Here is a 14120-nt window from a genome sequence, read left to right as displayed (position 1 = left end):
GGAGGGCGCGCGGGAGAGTGCAGGGGAGTGCAGGGGGGCACGAGGAGGGGGTACGAAGACGGGGCGGCGCGCGGAGCCGTACGGCTCCGGCGGCCCGTACTCCGGTTACTCCGGCCGCACCACGCCCAGGATCTCCATCGAGCCCGCGCCCGCGATCGTCACGTTCCGGCCGGGGCGCGGCGCGTGGACGATCGCCCCGTTGCCCACGTACATCCCGATGTGGGTGGCGTCCTTGTAGTAGACGATCAGGTCGCCGGGGCGCATGTCCTTGATGTCCACGTGCGGCAGCAGGCGCCACTGCTCCTGCGAGGTGCGCGGGATCGGATGGCCGGCCGCCGCCCAGGCGGACTGGGTGAGGCCGGAGCAGTCGTACGAGGCGGGGCCCTCGGCGCCCCACACGTACGGCTTGCCGATCTGCGCCGTCGCGAACTCCACCGCGCGCTTGCCCGCCGGGGTGGCCTTCTCGCTGAGGCCCTTGAGGACGCCGGAGTCGAGCCAGGCGGTCTGCGCCTGGTACTGCGCCTGCTCCTCCAGACGCAGCAGCCGGGCCCGCTCCTCGGCGGCGAGCTGCGACTCCAGCTTCTTCGCCGCCTCGATCTTGCCGTTGATCTCCTTCTTCGCCTTGGCCTGCTTGACCCGGTTGGCCTCCAGTTTCGTCCAGTTGAGGCTGGCGTCCTTGGCGTAGGCGGTCAACAGCGCCTGGGTGCTCGTCATCTCGGCGAGCAGGTCCTTGGTGGCCTTATGGCCCTCCTTGAGGCGGCCGGCGTTGTCGAGGAAGAGCTGCGGGTCGTTGGTGAGGACGAACTGCGCGCCGTCCGGCAGGCCGCCGTTGCGGTACTGCGCGCGGGCGGCGGCGCCGGCGCGTGCCTTGAGGTCGTCGATCTTCTCCTGGCCGGCCACGATCTGTTGGGCGAGCTTCACGATCTCGTCGGACTGTTCCTTGGCCTTCTCCTCGGCCAGGTTGTACGCGTCGGTGGCGGCGGCCGCCTGACGGTAGAGCCCGTCGATCTCCTTGCGGACCTCTTCGAGGGTCTTCTTCGGCTGCGCGGGCGGCCCGGGCGGCAGCGGGGCCGCGGCGGCCTGGAGGGTGAGCGCGGGTGAGGCAAGCACCGTCAGGGCGCAGACCACGGTGAGCGTGGCGATGGCGTGGCGGCGTCGGTTCACTGGCTCCCCCTCAGGACACCGAATCTGATTTACCGTCAGTAACTTACTGGTGACCTTGGCGATAGTGCCATGTCGGACCCGAAAGCAACAGGGGAAAGCCGGGCCTGTCGGGTCACTTCCCCCCACGGTGGACGTACGTGGCGCCGGGCGCGTTCCACAGCCCGGGGAAATTCAGAGGGAGTTCATTCATCCCGTACGGGGCGCCAGCGCGTCCCAGCGCACGCTCACCTCGCCCTGGCGCCAGCGCCGTGGCCCGTCGGTGAGCGGCCAGTCCGCCGCCAGGGCCCGCACGGAGCGGATCCAGCGCTGCCGCGCGCCGAGCGAGGCGAAGGGCGCGGCGGCGGCCCAGGCGCGGTCGAAGTCGCGGAGGAAGGCGTGCACGGGCTCGCCGGGCACGTTGCGGTGGATGAGGGCCTTGGGCAGCCGCTCGGCGAGATCGGACGGGCGGTCGAGCGAACCGAGGCGGGTCGCGAAGGTCACCGTGCGCGGACCGGAACGGTCGAGTGCGACCCAGACGTGCCGCCGCCCGATCTCGTCGCAGGTGCCCTCGACGAGCAGCCCGTCCGGCGCGAGCCGCCGGCACAGGCGCTCCCAGACGGCGGCGACCTGCTCCTCGTCGTACTGCCGCAGCACGTTCGCGGCCCGGATCAGCGAGACCTCGCCCGGCACCGGCACCTCGAAGCCGCCGTGCCGGAAGGTCAGCCCCTCCCGCTCGTACGGCTGCGCGGCCGCCACCCGGGCCGGCTCGATCTCGACCCCGACGACGACCGCCCGCGGATCGGCGGTCCGCAGCCGCCCGAGCAGTTCGACGGCGGTCCACGGCGCGGCCCCGTACCCGAGGTCCACCGCGACCGGGGCCCCCTCCGAGCGCCGCATCGCCGGGCCGTGCACGGCCGCGATCCACCGGTCCTGGCGTCGCAGCCGGTTCGGATTGGTGGTCCCGCGCGTCACCGTCCCGACGGGGCGGACGGTGGTGCGGGGGGTGGTGCGGCGGGCCATGGCACGAGCGTAAGGGGTGGGCAGTGCCGTAATGAATTGGCAAAGCGCGGCCCCGGACGGAAATGAAATTGGGCATTCCGGTGTTCTGGACGCCGGTGGGTGTTCCGCACCCTCCCTCTGCCATGCCCGACAGCGGAACCACAGCGGAAGGACCGCCGACGTGAGCCAGTACGTGTCCCGGTTCGCCGGCACCCTGGCGACGCAGTCCCGGCTCCGGCTTCCCGGCCGGCACCGCGGGCCGCGCCGGGTGGCCATGCTCAGTGTGCACACCTCGCCGCTGCACCAGCCGGGGACCGGCGACGCGGGCGGCATGAACGTCTACATCGTGGAGCTGGCCAAGCGGCTCGCCGCGATCAACGTCGAGGTGGAGATCTTCACCCGCGCCACCACCGGCGGCCTCGCGCCGGTCGTCGAGCTCGCGCCCGGTGTGCTCGTACGGCACGTGGACGCCGGTCCGTACGAGGGGCTGGCCAAGGAGGAGCTGCCGGCGCAGCTGTGCGCCTTCACGCACGGCGTGATGCAGGCGTGGGCGGGGCACCGCTCCGGGCACTACGACCTGGTGCACTCCCACTACTGGCTGTCCGGCCACGTCGGCTGGCTCGCCGCCGAGCGCTGGGGCGTCCCGCTCGTCCACACCATGCACACCATGGCCAAGGTCAAGAACGCGGCGTTGGCGGACGGCGACACCCCCGAGCCCGCCGCCCGCGTGATCGGCGAGACGCAGATCGTCGAGGCCGCCGACCGGCTCATCGCCAACACGGCTGAGGAGGCCGACGAGCTCTCCCGCTTCTACGACGCCGATCCGGCCAAGATCGCCGTCGTGCACCCCGGGGTCAACCTGGACCACTTCCGCCCCGCCGACGGCCGCGCCGCCGCCCGGGCCCGGCTCGGGCTGCCGCAGGACGCCTTCATCCCGGCCTTCGCCGGCCGCATCCAGCCACTCAAGGCCCCCGACATACTGCTCCGCGCCGCCGCGATCCTCGTCGACCGCGACCCTTCCCTCCGCTCCCGGATGGTCGTGCCGGTGGTCGGCGGCCCCAGCGGCAGCGGGCTCGCCAAGCCGGAGGGGCTGCAGAAGCTCGCCGCCAAGCTCGGCATATCCGACGTCGTACGGTTCCACCCGCCGGTCGGGCAGGACCGGCTCGCCGACTGGTTCCGGGCCGCGAGCGTGCTCGTCGTGCCCTCGTACAGCGAGTCCTTCGGCCTGGTCGCCATCGAGGCCCAGGCGGCCGGCACGCCGGTCGTCGCGGCCGCGGTGGGCGGTCTGCCCGTGGCCGTACGGGACGACGTGACCGGTTTCCTCGTGCAGGGCCACGACCCGGCGGACTACGCCCGCGCCCTGGAGCGGTTCACCGCCGAGCCGCGGCTGTCCGACCGGATGGGCGCGGCGGCGGCGCGGCACGCCGGTTCCTTCGGCTGGGACACGGCGGCCTCGGCGACGGCGGACGTGTACACGGCGGCGATGCACGACCACCGCGCGCGCCACGAGCACGGCCTGCGCGAGCTGCGCGAGCACCGGCGTCGCGTACGCTCCCACCATGGCTGAGGCAGCGGAGGCGGCGAAGGCGGCGGAGGCGGCGAAGACCGGGGACGTCCGGCGGATCGTCGAGGACACCTTCAAGGGCGCGGAACTGGAGTGGGAGTCCACCGAACCGGGCTCCTACGTCGTCAAGCTGCCGGGCACGCGCAAGCTGTTCACGACGCTTTCGCTGCGCGTGGGGCGCCACTCCCTCTCGCTCAACGCCTTCGTCATCCGGCACCCCGACGAGAACGAGGCCGGCGTGCACCGCTGGCTGCTCGAACGCAATCTGCGTCTGTACGGGGTGAGTTACGCGATCGATCCGCTCGGCGACATCTACCTCGCCGGCAAGCTCCCGCTCGCGGCCGTCACCCCCGAGGAGCTGGACCGGCTCCTCGGGTCCGTCCTGGAGGCGGCGGACGGCGACTTCAACACGCTCCTGGAGCTGGGCTTCGCGTCGGCGATCCGCCGCGAGTACGCGTGGCGGGTGTCGCGCGGGGAGTCGACCCGTAACCTCGACGCGTTCAAGAACCTGACCCAGAAGCCGGCGAACTGACGGCGAACTGACGGCGAACCAACCCCCTCTTGCCCTCTTCCCGTAAGGGCTTCGCCCTGCCATGCTCACCGCCATCGCAGATCTGAACACCGTTCATATACGTGAAGGGCTCAGGTTCATGGCACTCGGCAGGCTCAGCAGAAGGCAGTTCGTCGGCGGTGCGATCGGGGTGGCGGCGGCCGCGGCCACGGCCACGACCGTCACCGGATTCGCGGCCCCACCCGCCTCCCTCTGGGAGGAGTACCTCGACGCCCCCTACACCCACCCCCAGATCCCCTACGTGGGCTCCGCCGGCGCCCACGGCGGCGCCGCCCGCCTCCCGCGCCCGCCCGTCGTCGCGAACGTCCTCACCTACGGGGCCACGCCCGACGGCTCCACCGACTCCGCCCCCGCCTTCAACCGCGCCCTCGCGGCGGCGGGGGAGCGGGGCGGCGGCACCGTGCTCGTGCCGCCGGGGACGTACCGGATCGACGGCTATGTGCACATCGGCGACAGCGACGTCGTGCTGCGCGGCGCCGGCTCCGGCCGTACGACCCTGAGGGCCACCCGCAGCCTCACCGAACTCGTCGGCCCCTACGGGTCCCGCTACGGCGGAGACAAGTCCTCCTGGTCCTGGGCCGGCGGCCTGATCTGGCTCTCGCCCCGGGCACGGCACGCCTCCCTCCTCGCCGCGATACGGGCGAAGGCCTGGCCCTTCGAGGGCTGGACCGGCGACAAGCGCGACGAGTGGACCACCCTGACCGCCGTACGCCCCGCCCGGCGCGGCGACCGCACCGTCACCGTCGACGACCCGGCCCCGCTCCGGCGCGGCCGGTTCGTGATCCTCCGGCTCGCCGACGACGCCGGGCACACCCTCCTGGAGCACATGGCGGGCGGCGGCCCCGGCCCCGAGGCGTACACCTGGGCCGACAAGACCAAGCTGACCAGCTACGTCCCCTACGAGTGGCCCGTACGGATCACCCGGGTCGAGGGCCGCCGGGTGCATCTGGAACGCCCCCTGCCGCTCGACGTCCGCCCCGAGTGGGACCCCCGGCTGATCTCCGGGATCACCCCACTCACCGGCTCGGGGGTCACCGGCCTGACCCTGGAGGCGCCCCTGATCCCGCAGTCCCCGCACCTCCTGGACAAGGGCTTCAACGGCGTCACCTTCCAGTGCGCGTACGACTGCTGGGCCGAGGACGTGGTCGTCCGCCACGTCGACAACGGGTTCGGGCTCGTCGCCGCCTCCGCCTGCACCCTGCGCCGTACCGCCGTCGAGGGACGTGGCGCCCACCACCCGTACTTCTGCCGGGAGGGCGCGCACGACAACCTCGTCGAGGACTTCCGGATCGCCGCCCGCAGCGTCCCCGCCGTTCCCGGCACCCAGCTGCACGGCATCAACGTCGAGGGCCTGTCCAGCCACAACGTGTGGTCGCGCGGGGTCATGGAGACGGGCACCTTCGACACCCACCGGGGCATGCCCTTCGCCAACGTCCGCACCGAGATCACCGTCGAGAACGACGGCCGGCACGGCGGCGACGCCTCCGCGGGACCGCTCTACGGCGCCCGGTTCACCCACTGGAACGTGACGGTGACCAACGGCCGGGCGGGCCTGGTGAAGATCGACACGGTGGCCCCGTACAGCGCGACCGTCGGCATCAGCGAGGTGCGGGAGTTCGACCAGATCGACGTGCCCGACTTCGCGGGCGAGCTGCACGCGCGCCTGGAGGCGTACGGCGCGCCCGGCGCCGTACGCCCCCGGAATCTGTACGAGGCGCAGAAGCGGTTCAGGTCCGGGTTCGGGTTCGGGTTCGGGAGGAGCTGACCTTCTCCTCGGCCTCCTCGGAGGGCTGGGCGGTCGGCGCCGGCGCAGTCTCCTGGACCTCGTCCTCCTCGGCGTCCGCGAGGGCCGTCCGCAGGCGGGTCTGGTAGCCGAGGGCGGCGACGGCGCCGATCACGAAGCAGGAGATCCACAGGACGTCCGGGCCGGGCCCGTCCACGATCCAGCCGGCCAGGATCGGGGCGACGAAACCGGCCACCGCCCAGGACATGCCCATCACACCCTGGTAGCGGCCGCGGGCGTGCTCGGGCGCGAGCCGGGCGGTGGCGGCGGCGTTCGTCGGGACGTGGACCATCTCGCCGATGGTCCAGACGATGACGGTCGCGGCGAAGGCGACGGGGCTGCCGGCCAGGGCGGTGGCGCCGGTGCCGAGGGCGAAGAGGAGGGAGGACACGGTCAGCAGGAGCACCGGCGAGCGCTTGTCGGTGACCTTGTTGACGAGCAGCTGGAAACCGACGATGACGATGCCGTTGACGGCGATGACCGCGCCGTACGCCGAGGGCTTCAGGCCCTCGCCGGTCATGGTGAGCGGCAGGCCGATCCAGGGCGCGGTGAAGACCAGGCAGACGAGCAGGTTGAGGGTCACCAGGGTGCGGAAGGGTGCGTCGCGCAGCACGGTGAGGATGCTGACCTTCTCCTCGGCGACGGCCTTGCCGGTGGTCGCGTCGAGCGCGGCGGCCGGCCGGGTCTCCGGCAGGCGGAGGAAGACGATCAGGGCGCAGAGCGCGGTCGCGGCGGCGTCGACGAGGAAGAGGGTGCGGTAGCCGAGGACGATCGCGACGCCGCCGCCGATGGCGGCGATGGCGAAGCCGAGGTTGAGCGCCCAGTAGTTGAGCGCGTAGGCGCGGCGCACCTCGTGGGCGGGGACCATGTCCGCGATGGCGGCGTTGATGGACGGCCGGACGCCCTGCATGGCGATGCCCATGAGGAAGACGACGAGGGCGATGGCCCAGGCGCTGGTGACGAGCGCGAGCAGTACGGCGCAGGAGGCGGCCGCGAGGTGCATGGTGACCATGGTGGGGCGGCGGCCCCAGCGGTCGGTGAGCATGCCGCCGAGCGGGGAGCCGGCGACGCCGCCGAGGCCGTGCAGGGCGACGACGAGTCCGGCGAACCAGGCGGAGAGGCCGAGCTCCTGGGTGAGGTAGAGGGAGAGGAAGGTGAGGACGAAGGCGCCGGTCCGGTTGACGAGGGTCGACAGCCAGAGCCACCAGAAGCCGCCCGGGAACCCCGAGACGGTGGCGCGCGCTGATCGTCTGAGCGAATCGATGGACATGTGTGGCCCGGCCCCCTGTGAGTAAGTCCCGCTTGCAGCCCTCGTAACTTACGAATCTCATAGGCCGGACGCCAGTGAATTGACGGTGCGCGTCAATCGGCGGCCGTCGTCTAGGCTCGGACGCATGGCCGACGCACCGTACAAGCTGATCCTCCTCCGCCACGGCGAGAGCGAATGGAACGCGAAGAACCTGTTCACCGGCTGGGTGGACGTCAACCTCACCGAGAAGGGCGAGAAGGAGGCGGTCCGCGGCGGTGAGCTGCTGAAGGACGCCGGCCTGCTGCCCGACGTGCTGCACACCTCGCTGCAGAAGCGCGCCATCCGCACGGCGCAGCTCGCCCTCGAGGCCGCCGACCGCCACTGGGTCCCGGTCCACCGCTCGTGGCGTCTGAACGAGCGCCACTACGGCGCGCTGCAGGGCAAGGACAAGGCGCAGACCCTCGCGGAGTTCGGCGAGGAGCAGTTCATGCTGTGGCGCCGCTCCTACGACACCCCGCCGCCGGCCCTCGCCGACGACTCCGAGTTCTCCCAGGCCGACGACGCCCGCTACGCGTCGATCCCGCCGGAGCTGCGCCCGCGGACCGAGTGCCTGAAGGACGTCGTGGAGCGCATGCTCCCGTACTGGTACGACGGCATCGTCCCCGACCTCCTCGCCGGCCGCACGGTCCTCATCGCCGCCCACGGCAACAGCCTGCGCGCCCTGGTGAAGCACCTCGACGGCATCTCGGACGCCGACATCGCGGGCCTCAACATCCCCACGGGCATCCCGCTGGCCTACGAGCTCGACGAGAACTTCAAGCCGATCAAGCCGGGCGGCACGTACCTGGACCCGGAGGCGGCGGCCGCGGCGATCGAGGCCGTGAAGAACCAGGGCAAGAAGTAGCCTTCTTGTACGAATGGGCCCCCGTTCTGCCGGTGTACGGCAGGGCGGGTCCTTCGTTTGTCGCCGGTGCCCCTGGGACGTCTGGGATGGGTGGGATCCGGGCGTTCGGGTCGCGTGACGGGAATGTCCCGGGTGTGCGACAGAGGGTGGCCGGATCTCGCGGCTGTGGGGGGTGCGTTGCTACGTTCCGGGACGGGATGCGGCTTCGGATGGCCGCCGCAGAAGAGGGGGAGTCCCGGAATGAACATCACGCGCTTCAGATCCGCCGCCGCCGTCGCGCTCGCCGCCGTCGCGTTGACCGCCGCGCTCACGGGGTGTCAGAAGGACAAGGCCGCGGCGCCCGCGCCGGCCGCCTCGCCCGCCTCGACCACGGCGCCCGCCCCGGCCACGACCACGGACGCGCCTACGGACGCGCCCACCGCCGTGCCGGCCTCCAAGCCGTCCTCCAAGCCGTCCTCCACGTCCGGCACCAAGAAGAAGACGTCCAAGACGGGCACCAAGAAGGGCACCACTTCCGGTGGTGGCGGTACGGGGGCGCCCGGGTGCGTGACGAGCGCGCCGAACCCCGACGCGTACGACCCCGACGAGTTCGCCCTTTACCGCATCGAGGAGCTTCCCGGAAGTACGGGCAAGGTCAACCTCGTCCTTCAGCACGGTGCGTGGGGCTGCGGCACCCCGGACAGTGACGGCGCGCCGTTCGTCGTCAGCGGCGAGGACAGCCGCTGGGCCCTCGACCAGGCGGCGTACGTCACCGCCACCGACCCGATCGTCCCGAGCACCGAGAACCAGCGGATCGGTGTCCAGGAGCTCATCGACTGGGTGAACGCGCACCCGGACTCCGGGCTGGTCTTCCGTTACGAGGTGGGCGAGGACGGCGCGATCCACCGCCTGGACCAGGTGTTCATGCCGTAAGGCGTGGGGCGTGGGGCGTGGGGCGTAGTGGCGCGGGGCGCGGGCGTGGGCCGGACGGGTGACAAAGAAACCTTCCGGCTCGCGGGCGCGGCATGAGGGGCGTACGGGGAGCGGTAGAGGTCGGGCAGTGCAGTTCCGTTCCGTCCGGATCCGCCCTGTCCCGTACACCCTCTCCTCACCAAGAAACGAGACCTTCCCGTGCGCCTTCGGCACACCCTCGCCGCCGCTTGCGGTGCCCTCGCCCTCACCGCCGCCTTCGCCACCCCCGCCCAGGCCACCACCGGCGACTTCTCCTACCGCGTGGCCGGCCTGAACGGCGAGCCCATCGCCGTCACCCTGCACGACCCGGCGAGCGACCAGTGCATCACCCTCGCCGAGGTCGCGGACCCGGACGCCTCCGCACCGGCCTTCGCCCCGCACAACGACACCGACGAGTACGCGATGGTCTTCACCGAGCCCGACTGCACCGGTGACTCCTGGACCCTCCGCCCCCACGGCCGCCCGGCCTCTGACCGGCTGAAGCTGCGCTCGGTGGTCTTCCTCCTCAGGAACTGACCCGCGCCCGGCTACCGCGTACGAACCTCCGCGCCGGCCGCCGGCAGCGCCTTGGCCGCCGCCGGGGCGAGGTCCAGGCACATCAGGACCTCGTCCCGGAGGTCCTCCGGGGTCGGGCCCAGGCGGAGGGCTTGGGGCCAGCGGCCGGTTTCGGTCCAGCCGAGGGCGGTGTAGAAGGCTTCGAGGCCCTCGCCGCCGCGGGCGGCGAGGCGGAGGTGGGTGAGGGAGAGCTCGTCGCGGGCCACGCGGTGGAGCTCGCGCATCAGGGCGGTGCCCAGGCCGTGGCCGCGGAAGTCGGGGTGGGTCTGCAGGTGGTGGACCGAGCCCCAGTGCGCGACCAGCGGGTTCGGGTCGTGGCCGAGGACCACCCAGCCGGCGAGGCGCGCACCCACCGTCGCGGTGATCAGGCGGTGCCCGTCCGGCGCGAGGCGCGCGATCAGCGCGTCCGCGACCGGGGCGACCTCCGCCTCCGCGACCGGCGGGAAGGGGAAACCGGCGGCGCCACCCGCGTTGGTGACCGCGATCCAGCAGTCGATCAGCTGCCGGCGCAGCGCGGGGGACACCTCCTCGGGGGCGTTCGCCCGGGCGAGGACGGTACGGCGGAGCAGCGCGGGTACGGCAGGCATGCGCCCCATCCTGGCGCTGCCCGTACACAACGCAAGGCTTTATTGACGGGCGGCGCCGGACGTCCCTCGTCTAACGTCCGCCCATGAGTTCGTCACCGATACCGGCGCCGCGCCTGGAGCCGGTCACCCCGGCCACCGTCGACGCCGCCCTCGCCCTGAAGGTCCACCCCCACCAGCAGGACAACGTCGCACCCGTCGCCCACTCGCTCGCCGAGGCCTACGCGTACGGGAACACCGCCTGGCCGCGGCTGATCTTCGACGGGGACGAGCTGGTCGGCTTCGTCATGGCCTTCGTCGACATCCAGTGGGACGCCGAGCGCGACCCGGCCGACCTGCGCAGCGGCCTGTGGCGGCTGAACATCGGCGCCGAGCACCAGGGCAAGGGGTACGGGCGGTTCGCCGTCGACGCCGTGCGCGACGAGCTGCGGCGGCGCGGGGCCGGGCAGCTGTACGTGACCTGGCACCGCGGCGAGCACGGGCCCGGCGACTTCTACCGCCGGCTCGGATTCCGCGATACCGGCGAGCTCGCCGGCGACCAGACCGTCGGCGTACTCGACCTCAGGTAGCGCGATGGGCCCGCCGAGCGGCGGGCCCATCGCGAGTCCTACGAGGAGCAGCCCCCGCACTGGCACGGCCCGCCGGACTGGCAGCCGCAGCCGCAGCCGGAGCCGCAGCCGCAGGCGCCGAGGACGGGCAGGAACTGGGCGCCGCGCGGGGCCGGCGGCTCCTGCGGGCGGTCGGTGGTCGGAGCGGTGTCGGCCATGGGGTCCCTCCCTCAGAGGCGTACCTCGCCTCCCCCCATTGCATGCCCACCGCCCAGGGCGCATCAACGGCGCACTGTTGTGCGACGACCTTCCCCCGTCGCGCCCTACAAGCCCTACGCGCCCTCGACCGGCACGTCCGCCGGCTGCAGCTCGTCCGCGTGCTCACCCGTCACCAGGTAGACCACGCGCTTGGCCACCGACACCGCGTGGTCGGCGAACCGCTCGTAGTAGCGGCCGAGCAGCGTCACGTCCACGGCGGTCTCGATGCCGTGCTTCCAGCGGTCGTCCATCAGGTGCTGGAAGAGCGTGCGGTGCAGCAGGTCCATCTCGTCGTCGTCCTGCTCCAGCTGCATCGCCATGTCGACGTCCTTGGTGATGATCACCTCGGCGGCCTTCGCCATCAGGCGCTGCGCCAGCTGACCCATCTGGAGGATCGTCGCGTGCAGGTCGTTCGGCACGGCCCGGTCCGGGAAGCGCAGCCGGGTCAGCTTGGCCACGTGCTGGGCCAGGTCGCCCGAGCGCTCCAGGTCGGCGCTCATCCGCAGTGAGGTCACCACGATCCGCAGGTCCGTCGCCACCGGCTGCTGCCGGGCGAGCAGCGCGATCGCGCGCGCCTCCAGGTCGTGCTGGAGGTCGTCGACCTTCTGGTCCGCGGCGATGACGCTCTCCGCGAGCTTCAGGTCGGCGTCCAGCATGGCCGTGGTGGCGCGCCCGATCGCGGACCCGACCAGGCGGGCCATCTCGACCAGGCCCTCGCCGATCGAGTCAAGTTCCTCGTGGTACGCGTCCCGCATCGATGTCCCTCTCTTCACGCCTCTGCTGTACGCCTGTACGGCCGTACGTACCCCCTACGGTCGGGCCCCTACGCGTCCGGCACCAGCCCCTTGCGTGAATCACCCCTGTCACCCAGGTGAACTCTGGGCAACGGACGCCGCAGCCCCCATCAGGGCAAATGAACCCGGCCCGTCCCCTCGGTGAACTCTGGGCGACGACTGTTCGAGCAGCCACTCGGACGGCTGGGAGAGTGTCATTCGTCCCGCATAACCTGGATGGCATGGACGTGAACGCGGCGGTCGCCGCATTGGCCGCGATCGCCGGGGTGTGCACCGGCGTGATCGCCATGCTGGCATTCCGCTGGAGCGAGCGCGACCAGGCGCGACCCACCCGTACCTCCCTGCACACCGACGCCGTGCTGCCGCCCGGCGTCGACACCGTGCTGTCTGTGCTGCGCTCCTCCGCGGTCGTCCTCGACGAGAGCGACTCGGTGGTCAAGGCCAGCTCGGCGGCGTACGCGCTCGGCCTGGTCCGCGGCGGGAAGCTGGCCGTGGAGCCCATGCTCAACATGGCCCGCGACACCCGCAGGGACGGGGAGATACGACAGGTCGAGCTGGACCTGCCGCGGCGCGGCACCGGGCGCGGCGAGGCCCTCGCCGTCTCCGCCCGGGTCGCCCCGCTGGGATCCCGGCTCGTGCTCCTGCTCGTCGAGGACCTGACGGAGGCGCGGCGCATCGAAGCGGTGCGGCGGGACTTCGTGGCGAACGTGAGCCATGAGCTGAAGACCCCGACGGGCGCGCTCTCCCTGCTCTCCGAGGCGGTCATGGACGCCTCGGACGACCCCGAGGCGGTCACCCGCTTCGCGGGCCGGATGCAGATCGAGGCCACCCGCCTCACCAATCTCGTGCAGGAGCTCATCGACCTCTCGCGGGTGCAGAACGACGACCCGCTGGAGGACTCCGAGCCGGTGCGGGTGGACGAGCTGGTCGCCGAGGCGATCGACCGTTCGCGCCACACCGCGTCCACCAAGCAGATCACCATGGCGTCCGGCGGCACGGCCGACCTGTCCGTCTGGGGCAGCCGGGGGCAGCTCGCCGCCGCCCTCGGCAACCTCGTGGAGAACGCCGTCAACTACTCGCCGGCCCGCACCCGGGTGGGCATCGCCGCCCGCCGGGTGGCGGCGCCCGGCGGGGATCTGATCGAGATAGCGGTGACCGACCAGGGCATCGGCATCTCGGAGAAGGACCGCGAGCGGATCTTCGAACGCTTCTACCGGGTCGACCCGGCCCGCTCCCGTGCCACCGGTGGTACGGGGCTCGGCCTGGCCATCGTCAAGCACGTGGCCGCCTCCCACGGTGGCGAGGTCACCGTGTGGAGCACCGAGGGCCAGGGCTCGACCTTCACCCTGCGGCTCCCCGAGGCGGGCGCCGCGCGGAACCGCCGATCCGACGAGGACGGGCCCGACGCCGACCCCGACGCCGAAGGCGGCGGCGGGTTCGGCTCCGGCCACGGTGCCGCCTCCACCTCCCCCACCCCCGATCTCATGACCGAACCACTCCCCGCCCCGGAGGTCCTTCCGTGACCCGTGTGCTTGTCGTCGAGGATGAGGAATCCTTCAGCGACGCCCTGTCGTACATGCTCCGCAAGGAGGGCTTCGAGGTCGCCGTCGCGGCGACCGGGCCCGACGGCCTCGACGAGTTCGAGCGCAACGGGGCGGACCTCGTCCTCCTCGACCTCATGCTGCCGGGTCTGCCCGGTACGGAGGTGTGCCGCCAGCTGCGCAGCCGCTCGAACGTCCCGGTCATCATGGTGACCGCCAAGGACAGCGAGATCGACAAGGTCGTCGGCCTGGAAATAGGAGCCGACGACTACGTGACGAAGCCCTTCTCCTCGCGGGAGCTGGTCGCCCGCATCCGCGCGGTGCTGCGCCGCCGCGGCGAGCCGGAGGAGGTCACCCCCGCCGCCCTGGAGGCCGGCCCGGTCCGCATGGACGTCGACCGCCACGTGGTCACCGTCGGCGGCGGCAAGGTCGACCTGCCCCTGAAGGAGTTCGACCTCCTGGAGATGCTGCTCCGCAACGCGGGCCGCGTCCTCACCCGCATGCAGCTCATCGACCGCGTCTGGGGCGCGGACTACGTCGGCGACACGAAGACCCTCGACGTCCACGTGAAGCGCCTCCGCGCCAAGATCGAACCCGATCCGGGCGCGCCGCGGTACCTGGTGACGGTGCGCGGCCTCGGCTACAAGTTCGAGCCGTAAGCCGGACTCGTAGATCG

15 protein-coding genes are annotated in these 14120 nt (G+C 72.2%); 9 read left to right on the top strand and 6 right to left on the bottom strand.

What is annotated here, in order from left to right:
- Positions 1-105: 105 nt before the first annotated feature.
- Positions 106-1164 carry a C40 family peptidase gene (locus KV205_RS27815; RefSeq protein ID WP_265867399.1) on the bottom strand — a complete coding sequence of 353 codons (1059 nt, stop codon included), beginning with the start codon at positions 1162-1164 and terminating at the stop codon, positions 106-108.
- 186 nt (positions 1165-1350) lie between these two features.
- Complete coding sequence (locus KV205_RS27810; protein WP_265867398.1) at positions 1351-2163, bottom strand: class I SAM-dependent methyltransferase; 813 nt, start codon at positions 2161-2163, stop codon at positions 1351-1353.
- Positions 2164-2323: 160 nt separating this feature from the next.
- Here KV205_RS27810 and mshA point away from each other — a divergent pair, with 160 nt between their 5' ends.
- The 3 genes from mshA (at position 2324) to KV205_RS27795 (ending at position 6042) form a co-directional block, all read left to right on the top strand.
- Positions 2324-3709 (top strand): D-inositol-3-phosphate glycosyltransferase, encoded by a 1386-nt coding sequence (mshA, locus tag KV205_RS27805; protein WP_265867397.1) that lies wholly within the window; start codon positions 2324-2326, stop codon positions 3707-3709.
- Positions 3702-4238 (top strand): YbjN domain-containing protein, encoded by a 537-nt coding sequence (locus tag KV205_RS27800; protein ID WP_265867395.1) that lies wholly within the window; start codon positions 3702-3704, stop codon positions 4236-4238. Before mshA ends, KV205_RS27800 begins: the two co-directional genes overlap by 8 nt.
- Before the next feature lie 118 nt (positions 4239-4356).
- Complete coding sequence (locus tag KV205_RS27795) at positions 4357-6042, top strand: glycosyl hydrolase family 28-related protein (protein ID WP_265867394.1); 1686 nt, start codon at positions 4357-4359, stop codon at positions 6040-6042.
- On the opposite strand, the gene KV205_RS27790 is transcribed toward KV205_RS27795, so the two are convergent.
- Complete coding sequence (locus KV205_RS27790; RefSeq protein ID WP_265867393.1) at positions 6005-7330, bottom strand: MFS transporter; 1326 nt, start codon at positions 7328-7330, stop codon at positions 6005-6007. The genes KV205_RS27795 and KV205_RS27790 overlap by 38 nt on opposite strands.
- A gap of 124 nt (positions 7331-7454) precedes the next feature.
- On the opposite strand from KV205_RS27790, the gene KV205_RS27785 reads away from it, so the two are divergent.
- The 3 genes from KV205_RS27785 (at position 7455) to KV205_RS27775 (ending at position 9680) form a co-directional block, all read left to right on the top strand.
- Positions 7455-8213, top strand: coding sequence for a phosphoglyceromutase (locus tag KV205_RS27785; RefSeq protein WP_265867392.1), 759 nt, complete (start codon positions 7455-7457; stop codon positions 8211-8213).
- A gap of 240 nt (positions 8214-8453) precedes the next feature.
- A complete protein-coding gene (locus KV205_RS27780; protein WP_265867391.1) occupies positions 8454-9125 on the top strand; it encodes a hypothetical protein in 672 nt (223 codons plus the stop codon).
- 198 nt (positions 9126-9323) lie between these two features.
- Complete coding sequence (locus tag KV205_RS27775) at positions 9324-9680, top strand: hypothetical protein (RefSeq protein WP_265867390.1); 357 nt, start codon at positions 9324-9326, stop codon at positions 9678-9680.
- A gap of 11 nt (positions 9681-9691) precedes the next feature.
- On the opposite strand, the gene KV205_RS27770 is transcribed toward KV205_RS27775, so the two are convergent.
- Positions 9692-10306, bottom strand: coding sequence for a GNAT family N-acetyltransferase (locus KV205_RS27770; protein WP_265867389.1), 615 nt, complete (start codon positions 10304-10306; stop codon positions 9692-9694).
- Positions 10307-10389: 83 nt separating this feature from the next.
- Between KV205_RS27770 and KV205_RS27765 the strand changes: the two genes are divergently transcribed.
- Complete coding sequence (locus tag KV205_RS27765; protein WP_265867388.1) at positions 10390-10872, top strand: GNAT family N-acetyltransferase; 483 nt, start codon at positions 10390-10392, stop codon at positions 10870-10872.
- Positions 10873-10910: 38 nt separating this feature from the next.
- On the opposite strand, the gene KV205_RS27760 is transcribed toward KV205_RS27765, so the two are convergent.
- Both KV205_RS27760 and phoU read right to left on the bottom strand, forming a co-directional pair.
- Positions 10911-11069 (bottom strand): hypothetical protein, encoded by a 159-nt coding sequence (locus tag KV205_RS27760; protein ID WP_265867387.1) that lies wholly within the window; start codon positions 11067-11069, stop codon positions 10911-10913.
- A 114-nt stretch (positions 11070-11183) separates the two neighbouring features.
- Positions 11184-11864 carry a phosphate signaling complex protein PhoU gene (phoU, locus tag KV205_RS27755; protein ID WP_265867476.1) on the bottom strand — a complete coding sequence of 227 codons (681 nt, stop codon included), beginning with the start codon at positions 11862-11864 and terminating at the stop codon, positions 11184-11186.
- A 260-nt stretch (positions 11865-12124) separates the two neighbouring features.
- Between phoU and KV205_RS27750 the strand changes: the two genes are divergently transcribed.
- On the top strand, positions 12125-13426 hold the full coding sequence (locus KV205_RS27750; RefSeq protein ID WP_265867386.1) for a cell wall metabolism sensor histidine kinase WalK: 1302 nt from the start codon (positions 12125-12127) through the stop codon (positions 13424-13426).
- The gene (locus tag KV205_RS27745) at positions 13423-14103 is read left to right on the top strand and encodes a response regulator transcription factor (RefSeq protein WP_116159717.1); all 681 of its coding nucleotides are present in this window, start codon (positions 13423-13425) and stop codon (positions 14101-14103) included. Before KV205_RS27750 ends, KV205_RS27745 begins: the two co-directional genes overlap by 4 nt.
- Positions 14104-14120: the final 17 nt, after the last annotated feature.

Origin of the sequence: Streptomyces sp. SKN60, from assembly GCF_026236535.1 — a bacterium.
Lineage (GTDB): Bacteria > Actinomycetota > Actinomycetes > Streptomycetales > Streptomycetaceae > Streptomyces.
Note: the sequence above shows the minus strand (reverse complement) of the source record. Positions and strands in the feature narration are given on the sequence as shown.

Excerpts from the sequence above, each read along its gene's own strand:
- KV205_RS27810 (WP_265867398.1), bottom strand. The coding sequence starts at position 2,163 with ATGGCCCGCCGCACCACCCCCCGCACCACCGTCCGCCCCGTCGGGACG.
- KV205_RS27800 (WP_265867395.1), top strand. The coding sequence starts at position 3,702 with ATGGCTGAGGCAGCGGAGGCGGCGAAGGCGGCGGAGGCGGCGAAGACC.
- KV205_RS27795 (WP_265867394.1), top strand. The coding sequence starts at position 4,357 with ATGGCACTCGGCAGGCTCAGCAGAAGGCAGTTCGTCGGCGGTGCGATC.
- KV205_RS27790 (WP_265867393.1), bottom strand. The coding sequence starts at position 7,330 with ATGTCCATCGATTCGCTCAGACGATCAGCGCGCGCCACCGTCTCGGGG.
- KV205_RS27785 (WP_265867392.1), top strand. The coding sequence starts at position 7,455 with ATGGCCGACGCACCGTACAAGCTGATCCTCCTCCGCCACGGCGAGAGC.
- KV205_RS27780 (WP_265867391.1), top strand. The coding sequence starts at position 8,454 with ATGAACATCACGCGCTTCAGATCCGCCGCCGCCGTCGCGCTCGCCGCC.
- KV205_RS27770 (WP_265867389.1), bottom strand. The coding sequence starts at position 10,306 with ATGCCTGCCGTACCCGCGCTGCTCCGCCGTACCGTCCTCGCCCGGGCG.
- KV205_RS27765 (WP_265867388.1), top strand. The coding sequence starts at position 10,390 with ATGAGTTCGTCACCGATACCGGCGCCGCGCCTGGAGCCGGTCACCCCG.
- KV205_RS27760 (WP_265867387.1), bottom strand. The coding sequence starts at position 11,069 with ATGGCCGACACCGCTCCGACCACCGACCGCCCGCAGGAGCCGCCGGCC.
- phoU (WP_265867476.1), bottom strand. The coding sequence starts at position 11,864 with ATGCGGGACGCGTACCACGAGGAACTTGACTCGATCGGCGAGGGCCTG.
- KV205_RS27750 (WP_265867386.1), top strand. The coding sequence starts at position 12,125 with ATGGACGTGAACGCGGCGGTCGCCGCATTGGCCGCGATCGCCGGGGTG.